The organism is Pelomonas sp. SE-A7 (assembly GCF_030345705.1).
Taxonomy (GTDB): domain Bacteria; phylum Pseudomonadota; class Gammaproteobacteria; order Burkholderiales; family Burkholderiaceae_C; genus JAUASW01.
In genome coordinates this window covers 2,571,260-2,584,327 of sequence record NZ_JAUASW010000001.1, presented here as the reverse complement: position 1 = coordinate 2,584,327, position 13,068 = coordinate 2,571,260, and the positions used below count along the sequence as shown (strand labels likewise).

Sequence of the window (13,068 nt, the reverse complement as noted above, 5' to 3'; positions counted from 1 at the left end):
TGGATGGAATGTTGATGAACAGGTTCAAGCAGAGTGCCCGACAACTGGGTCTGGCACTGCTGGCAGTGTCCGCGGCCGTGCTGGCCGGTTGTGGCGGCGGTTCGGAGCCGATCGAGAAGTTCGCGCCCAAGCGCATCATGGCTTTCGGCGACGAGTCCAGCACGATCACGAGCCAGGGCAAGAAGTACACGGTCAACGCCGTAGACACCAACGGCAACCTCGTTTGCATGGCCAACCCGATCTGGGTGCAGACGGTGGCCGCGGGCTACGGCATGGTGTTCCCTCAGTGCAACCCCGAGAACATTGCCGCACCTCAAGGCCAGATGTATGCCAAGGCCGGTGCCAAGGTGGCCGACGTGGCGGCGCAGCTGGACGTGTTCTTCTCGACCGGCAGCTTCAACGCCCACGACCTGGTGACCATGATGGCCGGCGCCAACGACATCCTGGAGCTGTATTCGCAGTTCCCGGCGGTCAGTCGAGACTCGCTGATCAACAGCGCCCGTGACATCGGCAAGCGCTGGGCCGCCCAGGTCAACCGCGTGGCCGATGCGGGTGGCCGCGTGGTCGTAACGACTTTGCCGGACCAGGGCGTGACGCCCTACGCGCTGAAGGAAAAGCAGACCAAGCAGGACACGGACCGGGCCAAGTTCCTGACCGAGCTGACCACCGAGTTCAACACCTATTTCCGGCTCAACATCCGCAACGACGGCCGTGCCATCGGTCTGGTGCTGGCCGATGAGATGACGCAGACGGCGTCGCGCTACCCGGCCTATGCCAGCCTGATCAACGCGACCGACGCCATGTGCCTGACCACGGTCACCATCGCCGACTGCACGACCAAGACCATCCTGGCGGAATCCGATCCGGCCACCTGGCTGTGGGCCAACGACAAGCTGCTGAGCCCGGCGGGTCACCACATGATCGGCCAGAGCGCCCTGAGCCGCGCCGTCAACAATCCGTTCTGACGCGACCGTCGCGTTCACCACCACACGACCCCGACCTTTGCGACAAGGTCGGGGTTTTTACTTTCCGGGGCCGCAAATCGCCCACTTATAGTCTTCCCGAGAAAAGCGAACGGTCGTTCTTTTTTCGAATCCCCAAACGAGAGAGACAACTCACTGCGAGGTTTGCATGAGCACCAAGAGACATCTGGCCCTGCTGGCCCTGGCCAGCGCGGCATTGGCCGGCTGCGGCGGCGGCGCTAACAACAACACCGATGACCCGCCGCCGGCGCGGGCCACCATCATCACGGCCCAGGTGGCCGGCGCCGCGACGATCGCCCAGATCGACGCCGGCACGGCGGCCTCCGGCGCCCAGGCCCTGACCGGCAAGGCGGCCTGCGACGTCGAGATCCGCTATGTGCTGTACATGACGCGCGACCCGAACGGCCTGCCGGCCACGGCCTCGGCCGGCGTGCTGGTGCCCAAGGGCACGGCGGCGGCCTGTACCGGTGATCGTCCGGTGCTGCTGTATGCGCACGGCACGACGACGACCAAGAGCTTCAACATGGCCGACGTCAGCAAGAACGGCGAGGCCTCGCTGCTGATGTCCATGTACGCGGCCCAGGGCTTCATCGTCGTGGCACCCAACTACCTGGGCTATGACCGCAGCTCGCTGTCCTACCACCCCTACCTGAATGCCGAGAACCAGGCGATCGACATGGTCGACGGCCTGCGTGCCGCCAAGGCCCATCTGATGGCCGACAGCAGCGTCAAGCCCTCGAGCAAGCTGTTCATCAGCGGCTATTCGCAGGGCGGCCACGTGGCCATGGCCACGCACAAGATCATCGAGCGCGACTACGGCAGCGAGTTCACGGTGACCGCGGCCGGCCCGATGTCCGGCCCCTACAACATGGTGGGCTTCGGCGACATCGTCACCGGCAGTGGCCCGGTCAACGCCGGCGCCACGCTGTTCGTGCCCCTGCTGCTGACCAGCTACCAGAAGTCCTACGGCAATATCTACAGCAGCCCGGCCGAGGCCTATCAGTCGCAGTTCGCGCCGACCATCGAGACCCTGTTCCCGACGGACACGCCGATCTCCGAACTGATTGCCGGCGGCAAGCTACCTGCCGACCCGACCTTCACCAAGCTGTTCGGCACCGGCGGTCTGTTGAACGACAGCTTCCGTGCCGGCTACCAGGCCTCGAACTACCGCAAGGCACTCCAGGCCAACACGCTGCTGGGCTTCACGCCCAAGCGGCCGCTGGTGATGTGCGGCGGCAAGCAGGATCCGACGGTGTTCTACGACGTCAACACGACGGCCATGTCGGCCGACCTGAAGACCCGTGCCGCCGCCCTGGTGATGGGCACCTACGACCTGGAGACCCTGTCCAGCCTGCCCGCCGGCGTGACCGGCCAGACGGTCTATGGCGGCTTCCAGCAGGCCAAGGCCGCGGCCGGCGCCAATGCCCAGAGCCAGTACCACGGCAGCCTGGTGCCGCCGTTCTGCACCGTGCTCGTGCGCGGCTTCTTCCAGCAGGTGCTGGCCACCGGCATCTGAGCCCGCTCAGCGACACGGAGACAAACACCATGAAGTTTCGTTCCTTTGTTCCCCATCTCGCGTTGGCACTGGGCCTGAGCCTGGCGGCCGGCCTGGCCGCCGCACAGACCCACAGCGTCTATCTCGGCGGCGTCTTCATCGACGTGCGCGCCAAGGCGCCGGCCCTGGAAGGCGGCCCGGCCGTGCCGGCTCCCGGCGGCCTGCTCGAGGTCGGCGATGCCAGCACCACGGGCTTCGGCTACGTCTACCATGCGACGCCCGAATGGTCGGTCGAAGTGGCCCTGGGCATTCCGCCGCGCCACAAGGTCTATGGCCGCGGCTTCCTGGAGCCCTTCGGCCAGATTTCGTCGGTCAAGCAGCTGCCGCCCACGGTCTTCGTCAACTACCGCTTCGGCGACCTCCTGCCGCGTCTCAGCCCCTTCGTCGGCCTGGGCCTGAACTACACCAAGTTCAGCCAGGCGCGCAGCACGGCCTCGGGCGATGCGGCCAGCGGCGGCTCGACCAAGATCATGCTGGACGACTCCTGGGGCCTGGCCGCCCATGCCGGCCTGAGCTATGCCATCGACAAGAACTGGGCCCTGGTCGGTACCGTGGCCACGGCCAAGGTCAAGAGCGACATGAAGGCGGTCACCAGCACCCGCACGGGCGACGTGACGCGGACCACGACCATCGACTTCCGACCCATCGCCTACACGCTGTCGCTGGGCTATACCTTCTAGCCCGCCAGCGCCCCCGCTCCGGCCCCTTCGGCAGTAGAAGGCGGCAGGGGCGGGGCTACACTTGCGCCATGATTTCACTGCTGTCCATCGACAGTTCGACGGAAGCACTGGCCCTGGCGCTCAGCGCTCCTGCGGGGCGCTTTTTTTTTGAAGGCGAGGGCGGTGCCAAGGCCTCGGCCGAGCTGCTGCCTCAGGTGCGCCGATTGCTGCGCGACGCCGGCCTGCGCGGCGAGCAGCTGGACGCCATCGCCTTCGGCCGCGGCCCCGGCGCCTTCACCGGCCTGCGCACGGCCTGCGCGGTCGCCCAGGGTCTGGCCTTCGGCTGGAACAAGCCCGTGCTGGCCCTCGACAGCCTGATGCTGGTCGCCCAGGATGCCCGCACCCAGGGGGCGCCCGAAGGCCTGCCGCTGTGGGTGCTGATGGATGCCCGCATGGGCGAGATCTATGCCGGCTGCTATCGCCGGGCTGGCGCGGCCTGGCAGGTGGTCGAGGCCCCGGCGCTCTACAGCCCCGAGGCCTTGCGAGCCCATTGGAGCAGCCAGCCCCTGGCGGTCTGTGGATCGGCCTTGCAGCCTTTCGCTGCCCAGCTGTCGCTGGAGGGCGTGCCGGCCTGGCCCGAATGCAAATCGCGCGCTGCGGCGCTGGCCGTGCTGGCCGAGCAGGCCTGGGCCGGCGGCGAGCACCTGGACGCGGCCGAAGCCATGCCGCTGTATGTGCGCGACAAGGTCGCGCAGACCACGGCCGAACGTGCAGCCGCCGGGGGCAAGGCATGAGCGCCCAGCCGCAGTCGCTGCTCGCCATCCTGCCGCTGCGCCTGGTGGACCTGGAGGCGGTGCTCGGCATCGAGCAGCAGTCCTACAGTTTTCCCTGGACCCAGGGCAATTTCGTCGATTCACTGGCGGCCGGCTATGAGGCCTGGTCGCTGTGGGAAGGCCAGGGCCAGCAGGCTCGGCTGATCGCCTACTTCCTGGCCATGCGCGGCTTCGAGGAGCTGCATCTGCTGAACATCACGGTGCACCCGGCCTATCAGGGCCAGGGCCTGGCCCGCTTGTTGCTGGACGAGCTCTGCGCCCGTGCCCGGTTGCTGGGCTGCCTGCAGGTCTGGCTGGAGGTGCGCGAGAGCAATGCCCGCGCCCGCAGCGTCTACCGCCGCTATGGTTTCACCGAGGTGGGCCTGCGCCGCGCCTACTACCCGGCCGGCCACGGCAAGCGCGAGGATGCGGTGCTGATGAGCCTGAACCTGGAAGCCGAGGAGGCCTCGGCATGAGGGCCGCAGCGCAGGGCCGCCCCAAGCAAGGCCTTACCCTCTCGGAGGGTCGCTCGATGTACTCGGAGAGCGGGGTGTCGACATGACTTGGGATCCGCGTCAACGTGCGATGTTGGAAGCCATGGGCTACAAGGTCTGGGCGGCGCCGGCGGTTGAGCCCGTGGCCCTTGTCGAGGAGCGGCCGGCGCCTGCACCGGCGCCGCGAGTTGCTGCACCTGTCCCTGCCGTGCAGGCCGTGGCCACCGCCCTGCCTCAGCGCGTGGCGGTTGCTTCGGCCCGCCCTGAAATCGCCCAGCTCGACTGGCAAGGCCTGCAGCAGAGTGTCGCCGCCTGCCGCAACTGCGGACTCTGCGAAAGCCGCCAGCAGACCGTGTTCGGCGTCGGCCATCCGCAGGCCGAGTGGATGATCGTCGGCGAGGCGCCGGGCGAGCAGGAGGACCGGCAGGGCGAGCCCTTCGTCGGCGTGGCCGGTCAGTTGCTCGACAACATGCTGCGGGCCGTCGGCCTGACCCGGGCCGAGGCCGAGCCGGCGCGCCAGGTCTTCATCGCCAACACCCTGAAGTGCCGGCCGCCGCGCAACCGCAATCCCGAGCCCGAGGAACTGGCGGCCTGCCAGCCCTATCTGGACCGCCAGATCGAGCTGGTGCGGCCGCGCATCATCCTGGCGCTGGGCCGCTTTGCGGTGCAGGCCCTGCTGGGCAGCAACGAGGCCCTGGGCCGGCTGCGCGGCCAGGTCCACCGCTACCAGGGCATTCCGGTCATCGTGTCCTACCACCCGGCCTATCTGCTGCGCAACCTGACCGACAAGGCGCGCGCCTGGGAAGACCTCTGCCTGGCCAAGGCCACGCTCGAACAGCAGCCGGAGCGGCGCTGATGGACGAGGACCGCCTTCAGCAGGAGATCGCCGCGGCGCGGCTGCGGCTGATCGCCGACAACGTGCCGGCCCTGATCGCGCTGTACGACGCGCGCACCGACCTCTGCCTGTTCGCCAACCGCCAATACGCCCAGACCTTCGGCCTGGACGAGCGCAGCATCCTGGGCCGCTCGTTTGGCGAGGTCATCGGCCCGGACGCCACGGAAAAGATCCAGTGGGCGGTCGACAAGGTCAAGACCGAGCACCAGGCCGCCAACTACGAGCGCCAGCTCGACGATGGCCGCTGGATCGAGGTCAACCTGATTCCGCACCTGGACGATGCCGGCACCCTGATCGCCAGCTGCGTGCTGATCAACGACATCAGCAAGCACCGCAACGCCGAGAAGCTGGCGCGCGAGACCCAGCAGCGGCTGGACAAGTTCATGCACGCCACGGTCGAGGGCATCCTGTTCCATCGCGACGGTGTCGTCACCGACGTCAATCCGCCGCTGTGCGCGCTGGTCGGCTATTCGCTGGAAGAGATGATCGGCCGCCAGGCCCTGGCCTTCGTGGCCGAGGACGAACTGGCCAAGGTCCAGCAGGTGATGAGCGCGGCGCGCGAGCTGCGCTACGAGACCGCCGTGGTCCACAAGGACGGCACGCGCATCCCGGTCGAGTTCATAGTGCGCACCATGGAGATGGACGGCGAGCGCCACCGCATGACCATCGTGCGGGACATCCGTGACCGCGTCGCCGCCCAGGCCCGGATCCAGCACCTGGCCCACCATGATTCGCTGACCCAGCTGCTGAACCGCAGCGCCTTCATGGAACGTCTGCAGCCGGCGCTGGACAGCGCCGCCTCCCAGGGCCACCAGCTGGGCCTGCTCTTCATCGACCTGGACAACTTCAAGCGGGTCAACGACTCGCTGGGACATCTGGAAGGCGACCAGGTGCTGACCACGGTGTCGCGCCGCATCACCGGCTGCCTGCGCTCCAGCGACCTGGTCGGCCGCTTCGGTGGCGACGAATTCGTCGTGCTGCTGGAAGACGTGCACCACCGCGACGACGTGCTGGTCGTGCTGCAGGCGCTGCTGGAAGTGGTCGAGGTGCCGGTGTTTGCCGACGGCCGCGAGCTCTCGGTCACGCCCTCGATCGGGGTGGCGCTGTTCCCCGAGCATGGCGAGACGGCGCAGGAGCTGATCCAGCATGCCGACACCGCCATGTACCGGGCCAAGGCCAAGGGCCGGGCCACCTACGAATTCTTCGCGCCCGACATGGCCGAGAGCGCCTACGCCGACCTGGTGATCGAAAGCGAGCTCAGCGCCGGCCTGGACGAGGGCGAGTTCCTGCTCTATTACCAGCCCCAGGTGGATGCCAGGAGCGGCCGCCTGGTCGGCGCCGAGGCCCTGTTGCGCTGGCGCCATCCGCAGCGCGGCCTGCTGACGCCCGAGGCCTTCATTGCCGTGGCCGAACGCCACCGGCTGATGCTGCCGCTGTCCGACTGGGTGCTGGCCGAAGCCGCCCGCCAGGCGCGGCGCTGGCACGACGCCGGCCTGCCGCCGCTGCGCATCGCGGTCAATCTGTCCAGCATGCAGTTCCGGCTCGACAGCTTTGCCTGCGCCGTGGCCCAGGTGCTGGAGGAGTCCGGCGCCAGCGGCGAATGGCTGGAGCTGGAGCTGACCGAGCGCATGCTGATCGACGACATCGACCATGCGCCAGAGACGCTGGCGCGGCTGCGCGCGCAGGGGCTCAGCATCTCGGTGGATGACTTCGGCACCGGCCACACCTCGCTGGCCCACCTGACCCAGCTGCCGCTGGACAAGCTCAAGATCGACCAGGGTTTCGTGGCCAAGCTGCCCGAGGATGCCGGCGCAATGGCCATCACCCGCGCCATCACCGAGATGGCGCGTGGCCTCAATTTCAAGGTCGGTGCCGAAGGCGTGCGCACCGACGAGCAGCGCCGCCTGTTGCAGGAATGGGGCTGCCACGAGCTGCAGGGCGAGCTGTTCGCCGTGCCCATGCCGGCGGCCGAGTTCGAGCGCTGGTTGCGACAGCGCGAGGAGATGGGTTGATCCATCGGCTGGAACAACAGATCCGCGACGAGATCGCGGCGGCCGGCGGCTGGCTGGGCTTCGAGCGTTTCATGGCGCTGGCCCTGTATGCGCCAGGTCTGGGTTATTACGCCAACGAGCGCCGCAAGTTCGGCCGCATGCCCGAGAGCGGCTCCGACTTCGTGACCGCGCCCGAGCTGTCGCCGCTGTTCGGCCGCGCGCTGGCGCGCCAGGTCGAACAGGCGCTGGACGCCACGGGCACCGACGAGGTCTGGGAGTTCGGCGCCGGCAGCGGCGCACTCGCGGCCCAGCTGCTGGAGACCCTGGGCGACCGGGTCAGGCGCTACCGCATCGTCGACCTGTCCGGCCTGCTGCGGGAGCGCCAGGCCGAGCGCCTGGCCGCCTGGAGCGACAAGCTCGAATGGATGGACCGCCTGCCGGATGCCATAGAAGGTGTGATCGTCGGCAACGAGGTGCTCGATGCGATGCCGGTGCAGCTCTTGCACTTCGACGGCGAGCAATGGCGCGAGCGCGGCGTGGTCGCGCTGGAGACTGGCTTCGGCTGGGCCGATCGGGCTACCGAGGCGCGGCCGCCTTTCAGCGCGCCCTTCGTGCCCGACACCCTGACCGAGATCCATCCGCAAGGCGAGGGCTTCATCCGCACGCTGGCCGCCACGCTGAAGCGAGGTGCGGCCTTCCTGATCGACTACGGCTTCCCCGAGGCCGAGTACTACCACCCGCAGCGCACCGGCGGCACCCTGATGTGCCACCACGAGCACAAGGCCGACCCCGACCCGCTGGTGCGGATCGGCGACAAGGACATCACGGCCCATGTCAACTTCACCGGCATCGCCCTGGCCGGCCAGGACGCCGGCCTGCAGGTGCTTGGCTACACCAGCCAGGCCAACTTCCTGATCAACTGCGGCCTGGTCGAACTGATGGGCGAGGCGGCCTTGCCCGAGCGGGCGATGGCGCACCGCCTGATCACCGAGCATGAGATGGGCGAGCTGTTCAAGGTCGTGGGCTTTGCCACCGGAGAGGGCTTCGAAGCCCTGGGATTTGCCCGCGGAGATCGCAGCCATACGCTTTGAAGAGCCGGGCATCCGGGCCGACTTCGCACGGCGCTACACTGCGCGGCGCATGGCCGGGGCAACGACTCGCAGAAGCTCCCCGGCTCAACAATCAGGGAGCATTCATGCAAGCAAGACAAGCAGTCGCGGGCGCCATCGCGCCTATCGTGGTGGCCCTTCTGACCGCCTGTGGCGGTGGCGGCGGTGGCAGCAGCGGCAACGGTGGGGCGCCGACCCCGGCACCGGTGCAGACCCAGCTAGCGATCACGTCAGGCAACTATGTGGGCGTGGCCCAGCAGGCGCTGGCGGCGTCGGACTTCGTGGCCAACTCCGGCGGCATGGTGGTGGCGGCCGAGACGGTCGACACCAACCTGGCGCTGCGCCAGGGCCTGGCTCTGCGCGACCGGCTGAGCGGCTGGTTCAAATCGGCACCGGTGCTTGCCGCGGGCGCCGAGACGCGCCAGGTCGTGCTCTGCGGAACTTCGGGCTCGATGGAGCTGACGGTCACGGACAAGAATGGCAACAACGACTTCGATGCCGGCGACAGCGTGAGCATCAAGGCCACGGCCTGCGTCGAGGCGGGGGTTCGCATGGACGGCGGTCTCAGCTTCGCCGCGACCAGCATGACGGGCAACTTTGCCTCGGCCTCCTACACGGCCGGCATGGTGCTGACCTTCAGCGACTTCAGCGCCAGCAGCGGCAATGTCGGGGTCACCGGCAACGGCCAGATGAACCTGAAGATCGTCTCGGCCAGTCCCTTCGACAACGAGCTGACGATCGACATCCCGAGTTTCAGCTCCACGGTTCGCATCGCGGGCCAGACCTACAGCCAGGCCTTCAGCAACTTCCACATGGTCGTCACGACCAAGCTGGTCGGCTCGGACTTCACGGCCTCGACCAGCGCCAGTGGCCAGCTGTCGGGCAGTGGCTTTGACAACAAGTCGATCAGCGTGGACACCCCCACGCCGTTCAAGCGCCGCGTCAATGAGGCCAACCCGACCAGCGGCCAGATCCTGATCCGCGGCTCCGGTGGCAGCCAGCTGCGCGCGACCGCCCAGGCCAACGGCACGATGGTGCTGCTGGAGCTGGATGCCGACGGCAACGGCGCGTTCGAAACCTCGGTGAGCAAGCCCTGGTCCGAGCTGCACTGATCTGGGCCCTGGCGGCGGCACCGGCCGCCGCCTGCTCGCCCGATCGGGTGGCACTGAGTCCGGTTCAATCGCACAGCCGCTGGAGCGAATGGAGCGAGGACCGCGGGCGCCTGGTGCTGGAGCGCGGCTGGCTGGCGGGGGCCGGCCTGGATCTGGCCGGCGGCTGTGCTGCCAATTGGCGCTGGGAGCTCCAGCTCAACCATCTGCAAGGGCGGCTCCCCTACCAGGGCCAGAGCAGCCGGGGCGCTCCACTGCAGACTCACAGCGAATGGCGTGAACAGGCGCTGGACCTGACCGCCCTCCACGCCCTGGCCTCCAGCCCCCTGCAGGTCGGAGCCCGCGTGATCTGGTCGCGCCAGCGCCGTGACATCGGCTCGGCCGGTGCCGTTCAGGGCTATCCGGAACAGTACCGGCAAGCCGGCTTGGCGGCAGGCTTGCGCTGGCGTGCCGCCTTGGCGACCCACTGGCAATGGCAGGCCCAGGCCTGGCTGGGGCGGTTCCAGCCCAGCCGGATCGCGATCGAATTTCCGACCGCGGACCCCACGGTCCTGCGCAGCGGGTCTGGCCGCATGGCCGAGCTGGGCCTCGGGCTGGAGTGGCAGATCGCCGGTCAACCCTGGGCTGCCCAGTTCGGTCTGGATTGGCAGCAGCAACACCGGTCGCAGGGCGCGGCCCAGCCCCTCTACCGGGGCGGCCTGCTGGTCGGGGTGGCCAGCCAGCCCGCCCACACGGAACTGAGGACCCGCCTGAGCGCCGGGCTTGCCTATCGTTTCTGATGGGGCGCGGCTCCGTTCCGCTCCACTAAACTCGTCCGCATCCCGCGTCGCAGCGGCGCCGGGTTTTCAGGCAAGACCCGAAGCGCGACCCGTCACGGCTCACAGCGCCCGCCTGTGGTGAGCCGGCTCCAGCATCCGAGTTTTTCTGCATGGAAAGCTATCTGCTCGACTGGGCCAACCTGCTGCTGCGCTGGCTTCACGTCATCACCGTCATCGCCTGGATAGGCGCCTCCTTCTACTTCGTCTGGCTGGACAACCACCTGCTCAAGCCCGAGGCCCCGGACCTCAAGGCCAAGGGCGTGGACGGTGAGTTGTGGGCGGTCCATGGAGGTGGCTTCTACAACCCGCAGAAATACCTGGTCGCCCCGCCCAACCTGCCGCAGCACTTGCACTGGTTCTACTGGGAGAGCTACTGGACCTGGATGAGCGGCTTCGCCCTGTTCGTCGTGCTCTACCTGTTCAATGCCCGCAGCTTTCTGATGGACCCGCGGGTCCACGAGTGGAGCGGACCCTGGCCGGCGGTGGCGGCGGCGCTGGGCTTCCTGGTCGCGGGCTGGGTGGTCTATGACCTGATTTGCCGTGCCTTTGGTCAGAACAAGGGCGAGGGCGGTCGCGTCGTCATCGGCAACGACGGCCGCGTGCTGGGCCTGGTGGCGGCCTTCGTCGTCGTCGCCAGCTGGGCGGCCTGCCAGCTGTTTGCCGGCCGCGCGGCCTTCGTCGTCGTCGGCGCCATGATCGCCACCATGATGAGCGCCAACGTGCTGTTCTGGATCATCCCCGGCCAGAAGCAGGTGATCGCCGACATGCGCGCCGGCCGGCCGGTGGACCCGGTGCATGGCCAACGCGGCAAGCAGCGCAGCGTGCACAACACCTACTTCGGTCTGCCGGTGCTGGTCGCCATGCTCAGCAACCACTACGGCATGCTGCACAGCCATTCGCAGAACTGGCTGGTGCTCAGCCTCTTGATGGCGGCCGGCGTGCTGATACGGACCTTCTTCGTCAAGCGCCACAAGGGCGTCAACAGCTGGGGCCTGGTGGTCGCGGCCGTCGCCTTGCTGGCAGGCCTGATCGCGTGGATGGCGCCGGCCAAGCAGGATGCGGCGATGCCGGCGCCTACGCTGGCCCAGGTCCAGGCTGTGGTCGAGCAGCGCTGCCTGATGTGCCACAGCGGCCCGGCCGCCCAGAAGGGCCTCAGGCTGGACAGCGCCGAAGCCCTGCAAGGCCATGCAGCAGCGGTCTACCAGCAGGTGGTGCTGCAGAAGACCATGCCCTTGAACAATGTGACCGCGATCACCGAGGCCGAGCGGGCCCTGGTCGCCCGCTGGTTCGAAGCCAAGTCCAAATGACATTCGAGCCGCGCGCCCTCTTGCGCCATCTCTACGAGGTGGCCGTGGCGCGCGCCCTGCCGGCCGAGGTGCTGGCCGCGCATCTGCCGGCCCCGCCCCGGGGGCGCACCCTGGTGCTGGGCGCGGGCAAGGCCGGCGGCTCCATGGCCGAGGCGCTGGAAGCTGCCTGGCCCGAGGCGGCGCCGCTGTCCGGCCTGGTCATCACCCGCTATGGCCACAGGCCGCCTAGCTATCAGCCGCGGCGCATCGAGCTGGTCGAGGCCGCCCATCCGGTGCCCGATGCGGCCGGCCTGCAGGCGGCCGAGCGCATGCTGGCGCTGACGCGAGGGCTCACGGCCGACGACCTGGTGATCTGCCTGATCTCCGGCGGCGGCTCGGCCCTGCTGAGCCTGCCGGCCGAGGGGCTCAGCCTGCAGGAAAAGCAGCAGCTGAACCGCGCCCTGCTCGACAGCGGCGCCGACATCGCGCAGATGAACTGCGTGCGCAAGCATCTCTCGCGCATCAAGGGCGGCCGCCTGGCCGCGGCCTGCACGCCGGCGCGGGTGCTGACGCTGGCGATCAGCGATGTGCCCGGCGACGACCCGGCGGTGATTGCCAGTGGCCCCACGGTGGCCGACGCCACGACCTGCGCCGATGCGCTGGCCATCTGCGCCCGTTACGGCATCGAGCTGCCTGCCGCCGCGCGCGCCGGGCTGGCAAGCGGCGCCTTCGAGACGCCCAAGCCCGGCGATCCGCGACTGGGCGGCCACGAGCTGCGCCTGATCGCCACGCCGCGCCAGAGCCTGCAAGCCGCGGCCGAGGCGGCCCGGGCTCTGGGCCTGCAAGCCCATGTGCTGAGCGACGAGATCGAGGGCGAATCGCGCGAGGTCGGAGCCCTGCATGCGGCGCTGGCCCGTTCGGTGGCCCGCCATGGCCAGCCGTTCCAGCGGCCCTGCGTGCTGCTGTCGGGCGGCGAGACCACGGTCACGGTGCGCCATCCCGAGGGCCGGGGCGGGCGGGCGGCCGAGTTCCTGCTCGGCTGCGCGCTGGCCCTGCGGGGCGAGCCCGGCATCCACGGCCTGGCGGCCGATACCGATGGCATAGACGGCAAGCTCGACAACGCCGGCGCCTTCATCACGCCCGACAGCCTGGCCCGCGCCGCGGCGGCCGGTCTGAATCCGGCCGAACTTCTGCAGGCCAACTGCGCCTACGACCTGTTCGCCGGCCTCGGTGATCTGCTGGTCACCGGCCCCACGCTCACCAACGTCAATGACTTCAGGGCCTTGCTGGTCGTCTGAGGATCGCAGCGACGGTTTGACGAAGAACAAGGCCGACGCGGCGGCGATGGCTGACCATG

Annotated in this window: 12 protein-coding genes; all 12 read left to right on the top strand. The window is 68.7% G+C overall.

Annotated features, from left to right (window positions below; all coding sequences use genetic code 11):
• Positions 1 to 14: 14 nt before the first annotated feature.
• The 12 genes from QT382_RS11640 (at position 15) to QT382_RS11585 (ending at position 13,009) form a co-directional block, all read left to right on the top strand.
• Entirely contained in the window at positions 15 to 965 is a 951-nt protein-coding gene (locus tag QT382_RS11640; RefSeq protein ID WP_289254201.1) for an SGNH/GDSL hydrolase family protein, read from the top strand.
• A gap of 166 nt (positions 966 to 1,131) precedes the next feature.
• Positions 1,132 to 2,499 carry an alpha/beta hydrolase family protein gene (locus QT382_RS11635; RefSeq protein WP_289254200.1) on the top strand — a complete coding sequence of 456 codons (1,368 nt, stop codon included), beginning with the start codon at positions 1,132 to 1,134 and terminating at the stop codon, positions 2,497 to 2,499.
• Positions 2,500 to 2,528: 29 nt separating this feature from the next.
• Positions 2,529 to 3,218: an OmpW/AlkL family protein gene (locus QT382_RS11630; RefSeq protein WP_289254199.1), complete on the top strand. Its 690-nt coding sequence runs from the start codon at positions 2,529 to 2,531 to the stop codon at positions 3,216 to 3,218.
• Positions 3,219 to 3,286: 68 nt separating this feature from the next.
• Positions 3,287 to 3,991 carry a tRNA (adenosine(37)-N6)-threonylcarbamoyltransferase complex dimerization subunit type 1 TsaB gene (gene tsaB / locus QT382_RS11625; protein WP_289254198.1) on the top strand — a complete coding sequence of 235 codons (705 nt, stop codon included), beginning with the start codon at positions 3,287 to 3,289 and terminating at the stop codon, positions 3,989 to 3,991.
• Positions 3,988 to 4,485, top strand: coding sequence for a ribosomal protein S18-alanine N-acetyltransferase (gene rimI, locus QT382_RS11620; RefSeq protein WP_289254197.1), 498 nt, complete (start codon positions 3,988 to 3,990; stop codon positions 4,483 to 4,485). Before tsaB ends, rimI begins: the two co-directional genes overlap by 4 nt.
• A gap of 82 nt (positions 4,486 to 4,567) precedes the next feature.
• Entirely contained in the window at positions 4,568 to 5,359 is a 792-nt protein-coding gene (locus QT382_RS11615; RefSeq protein WP_289254196.1) for a uracil-DNA glycosylase, read from the top strand.
• On the top strand, positions 5,359 to 7,410 hold the full coding sequence (locus QT382_RS11610; protein WP_289254195.1) for a putative bifunctional diguanylate cyclase/phosphodiesterase: 2,052 nt from the start codon (positions 5,359 to 5,361) through the stop codon (positions 7,408 to 7,410). Before QT382_RS11615 ends, QT382_RS11610 begins: the two co-directional genes overlap by 1 nt.
• Positions 7,407 to 8,480: a class I SAM-dependent methyltransferase gene (locus QT382_RS11605; protein WP_289254194.1), complete on the top strand. Its 1,074-nt coding sequence runs from the start codon at positions 7,407 to 7,409 to the stop codon at positions 8,478 to 8,480. The genes QT382_RS11610 and QT382_RS11605 overlap by 4 nt, the downstream gene beginning before the upstream one ends.
• 104 nt (positions 8,481 to 8,584) lie before the next feature.
• Entirely contained in the window at positions 8,585 to 9,610 is a 1,026-nt protein-coding gene (locus QT382_RS11600) for a hypothetical protein (protein ID WP_289254193.1), read from the top strand.
• Positions 9,611 to 9,657: 47 nt separating this feature from the next.
• A complete protein-coding gene (locus tag QT382_RS11595) occupies positions 9,658 to 10,386 on the top strand; it encodes a hypothetical protein (RefSeq protein ID WP_289254192.1) in 729 nt (242 codons plus the stop codon).
• A gap of 149 nt (positions 10,387 to 10,535) precedes the next feature.
• Positions 10,536 to 11,732, top strand: coding sequence for a urate hydroxylase PuuD (locus QT382_RS11590; RefSeq protein ID WP_289254191.1), 1,197 nt, complete (start codon positions 10,536 to 10,538; stop codon positions 11,730 to 11,732).
• A complete protein-coding gene (locus QT382_RS11585; RefSeq protein WP_289254190.1) occupies positions 11,729 to 13,009 on the top strand; it encodes a glycerate kinase type-2 family protein in 1,281 nt (426 codons plus the stop codon). Before QT382_RS11590 ends, QT382_RS11585 begins: the two co-directional genes overlap by 4 nt.
• Positions 13,010 to 13,068: the final 59 nt, after the last annotated feature.

Bases quoted from the DNA above. Each gene is read 5' to 3' on its own strand.
- QT382_RS11610 (WP_289254195.1), top strand. From the start codon at position 5,359: ATGGACGAGGACCGCCTTCAGCAGGAGATCGCCGCGGCGCGGCTGCGG.
- QT382_RS11585 (WP_289254190.1), top strand. From the start codon at position 11,729: ATGACATTCGAGCCGCGCGCCCTCTTGCGCCATCTCTACGAGGTGGCC.
- QT382_RS11600 (WP_289254193.1), top strand. From the start codon at position 8,585: ATGCAAGCAAGACAAGCAGTCGCGGGCGCCATCGCGCCTATCGTGGTG.
- QT382_RS11640 (WP_289254201.1), top strand. From the start codon at position 15: ATGAACAGGTTCAAGCAGAGTGCCCGACAACTGGGTCTGGCACTGCTG.
- tsaB (WP_289254198.1), top strand. From the start codon at position 3,287: ATGATTTCACTGCTGTCCATCGACAGTTCGACGGAAGCACTGGCCCTG.
- QT382_RS11615 (WP_289254196.1), top strand. From the start codon at position 4,568: ATGACTTGGGATCCGCGTCAACGTGCGATGTTGGAAGCCATGGGCTAC.
- rimI (WP_289254197.1), top strand. From the start codon at position 3,988: ATGAGCGCCCAGCCGCAGTCGCTGCTCGCCATCCTGCCGCTGCGCCTG.
- QT382_RS11590 (WP_289254191.1), top strand. From the start codon at position 10,536: ATGGAAAGCTATCTGCTCGACTGGGCCAACCTGCTGCTGCGCTGGCTT.
- QT382_RS11630 (WP_289254199.1), top strand. From the start codon at position 2,529: ATGAAGTTTCGTTCCTTTGTTCCCCATCTCGCGTTGGCACTGGGCCTG.
- QT382_RS11635 (WP_289254200.1), top strand. From the start codon at position 1,132: ATGAGCACCAAGAGACATCTGGCCCTGCTGGCCCTGGCCAGCGCGGCA.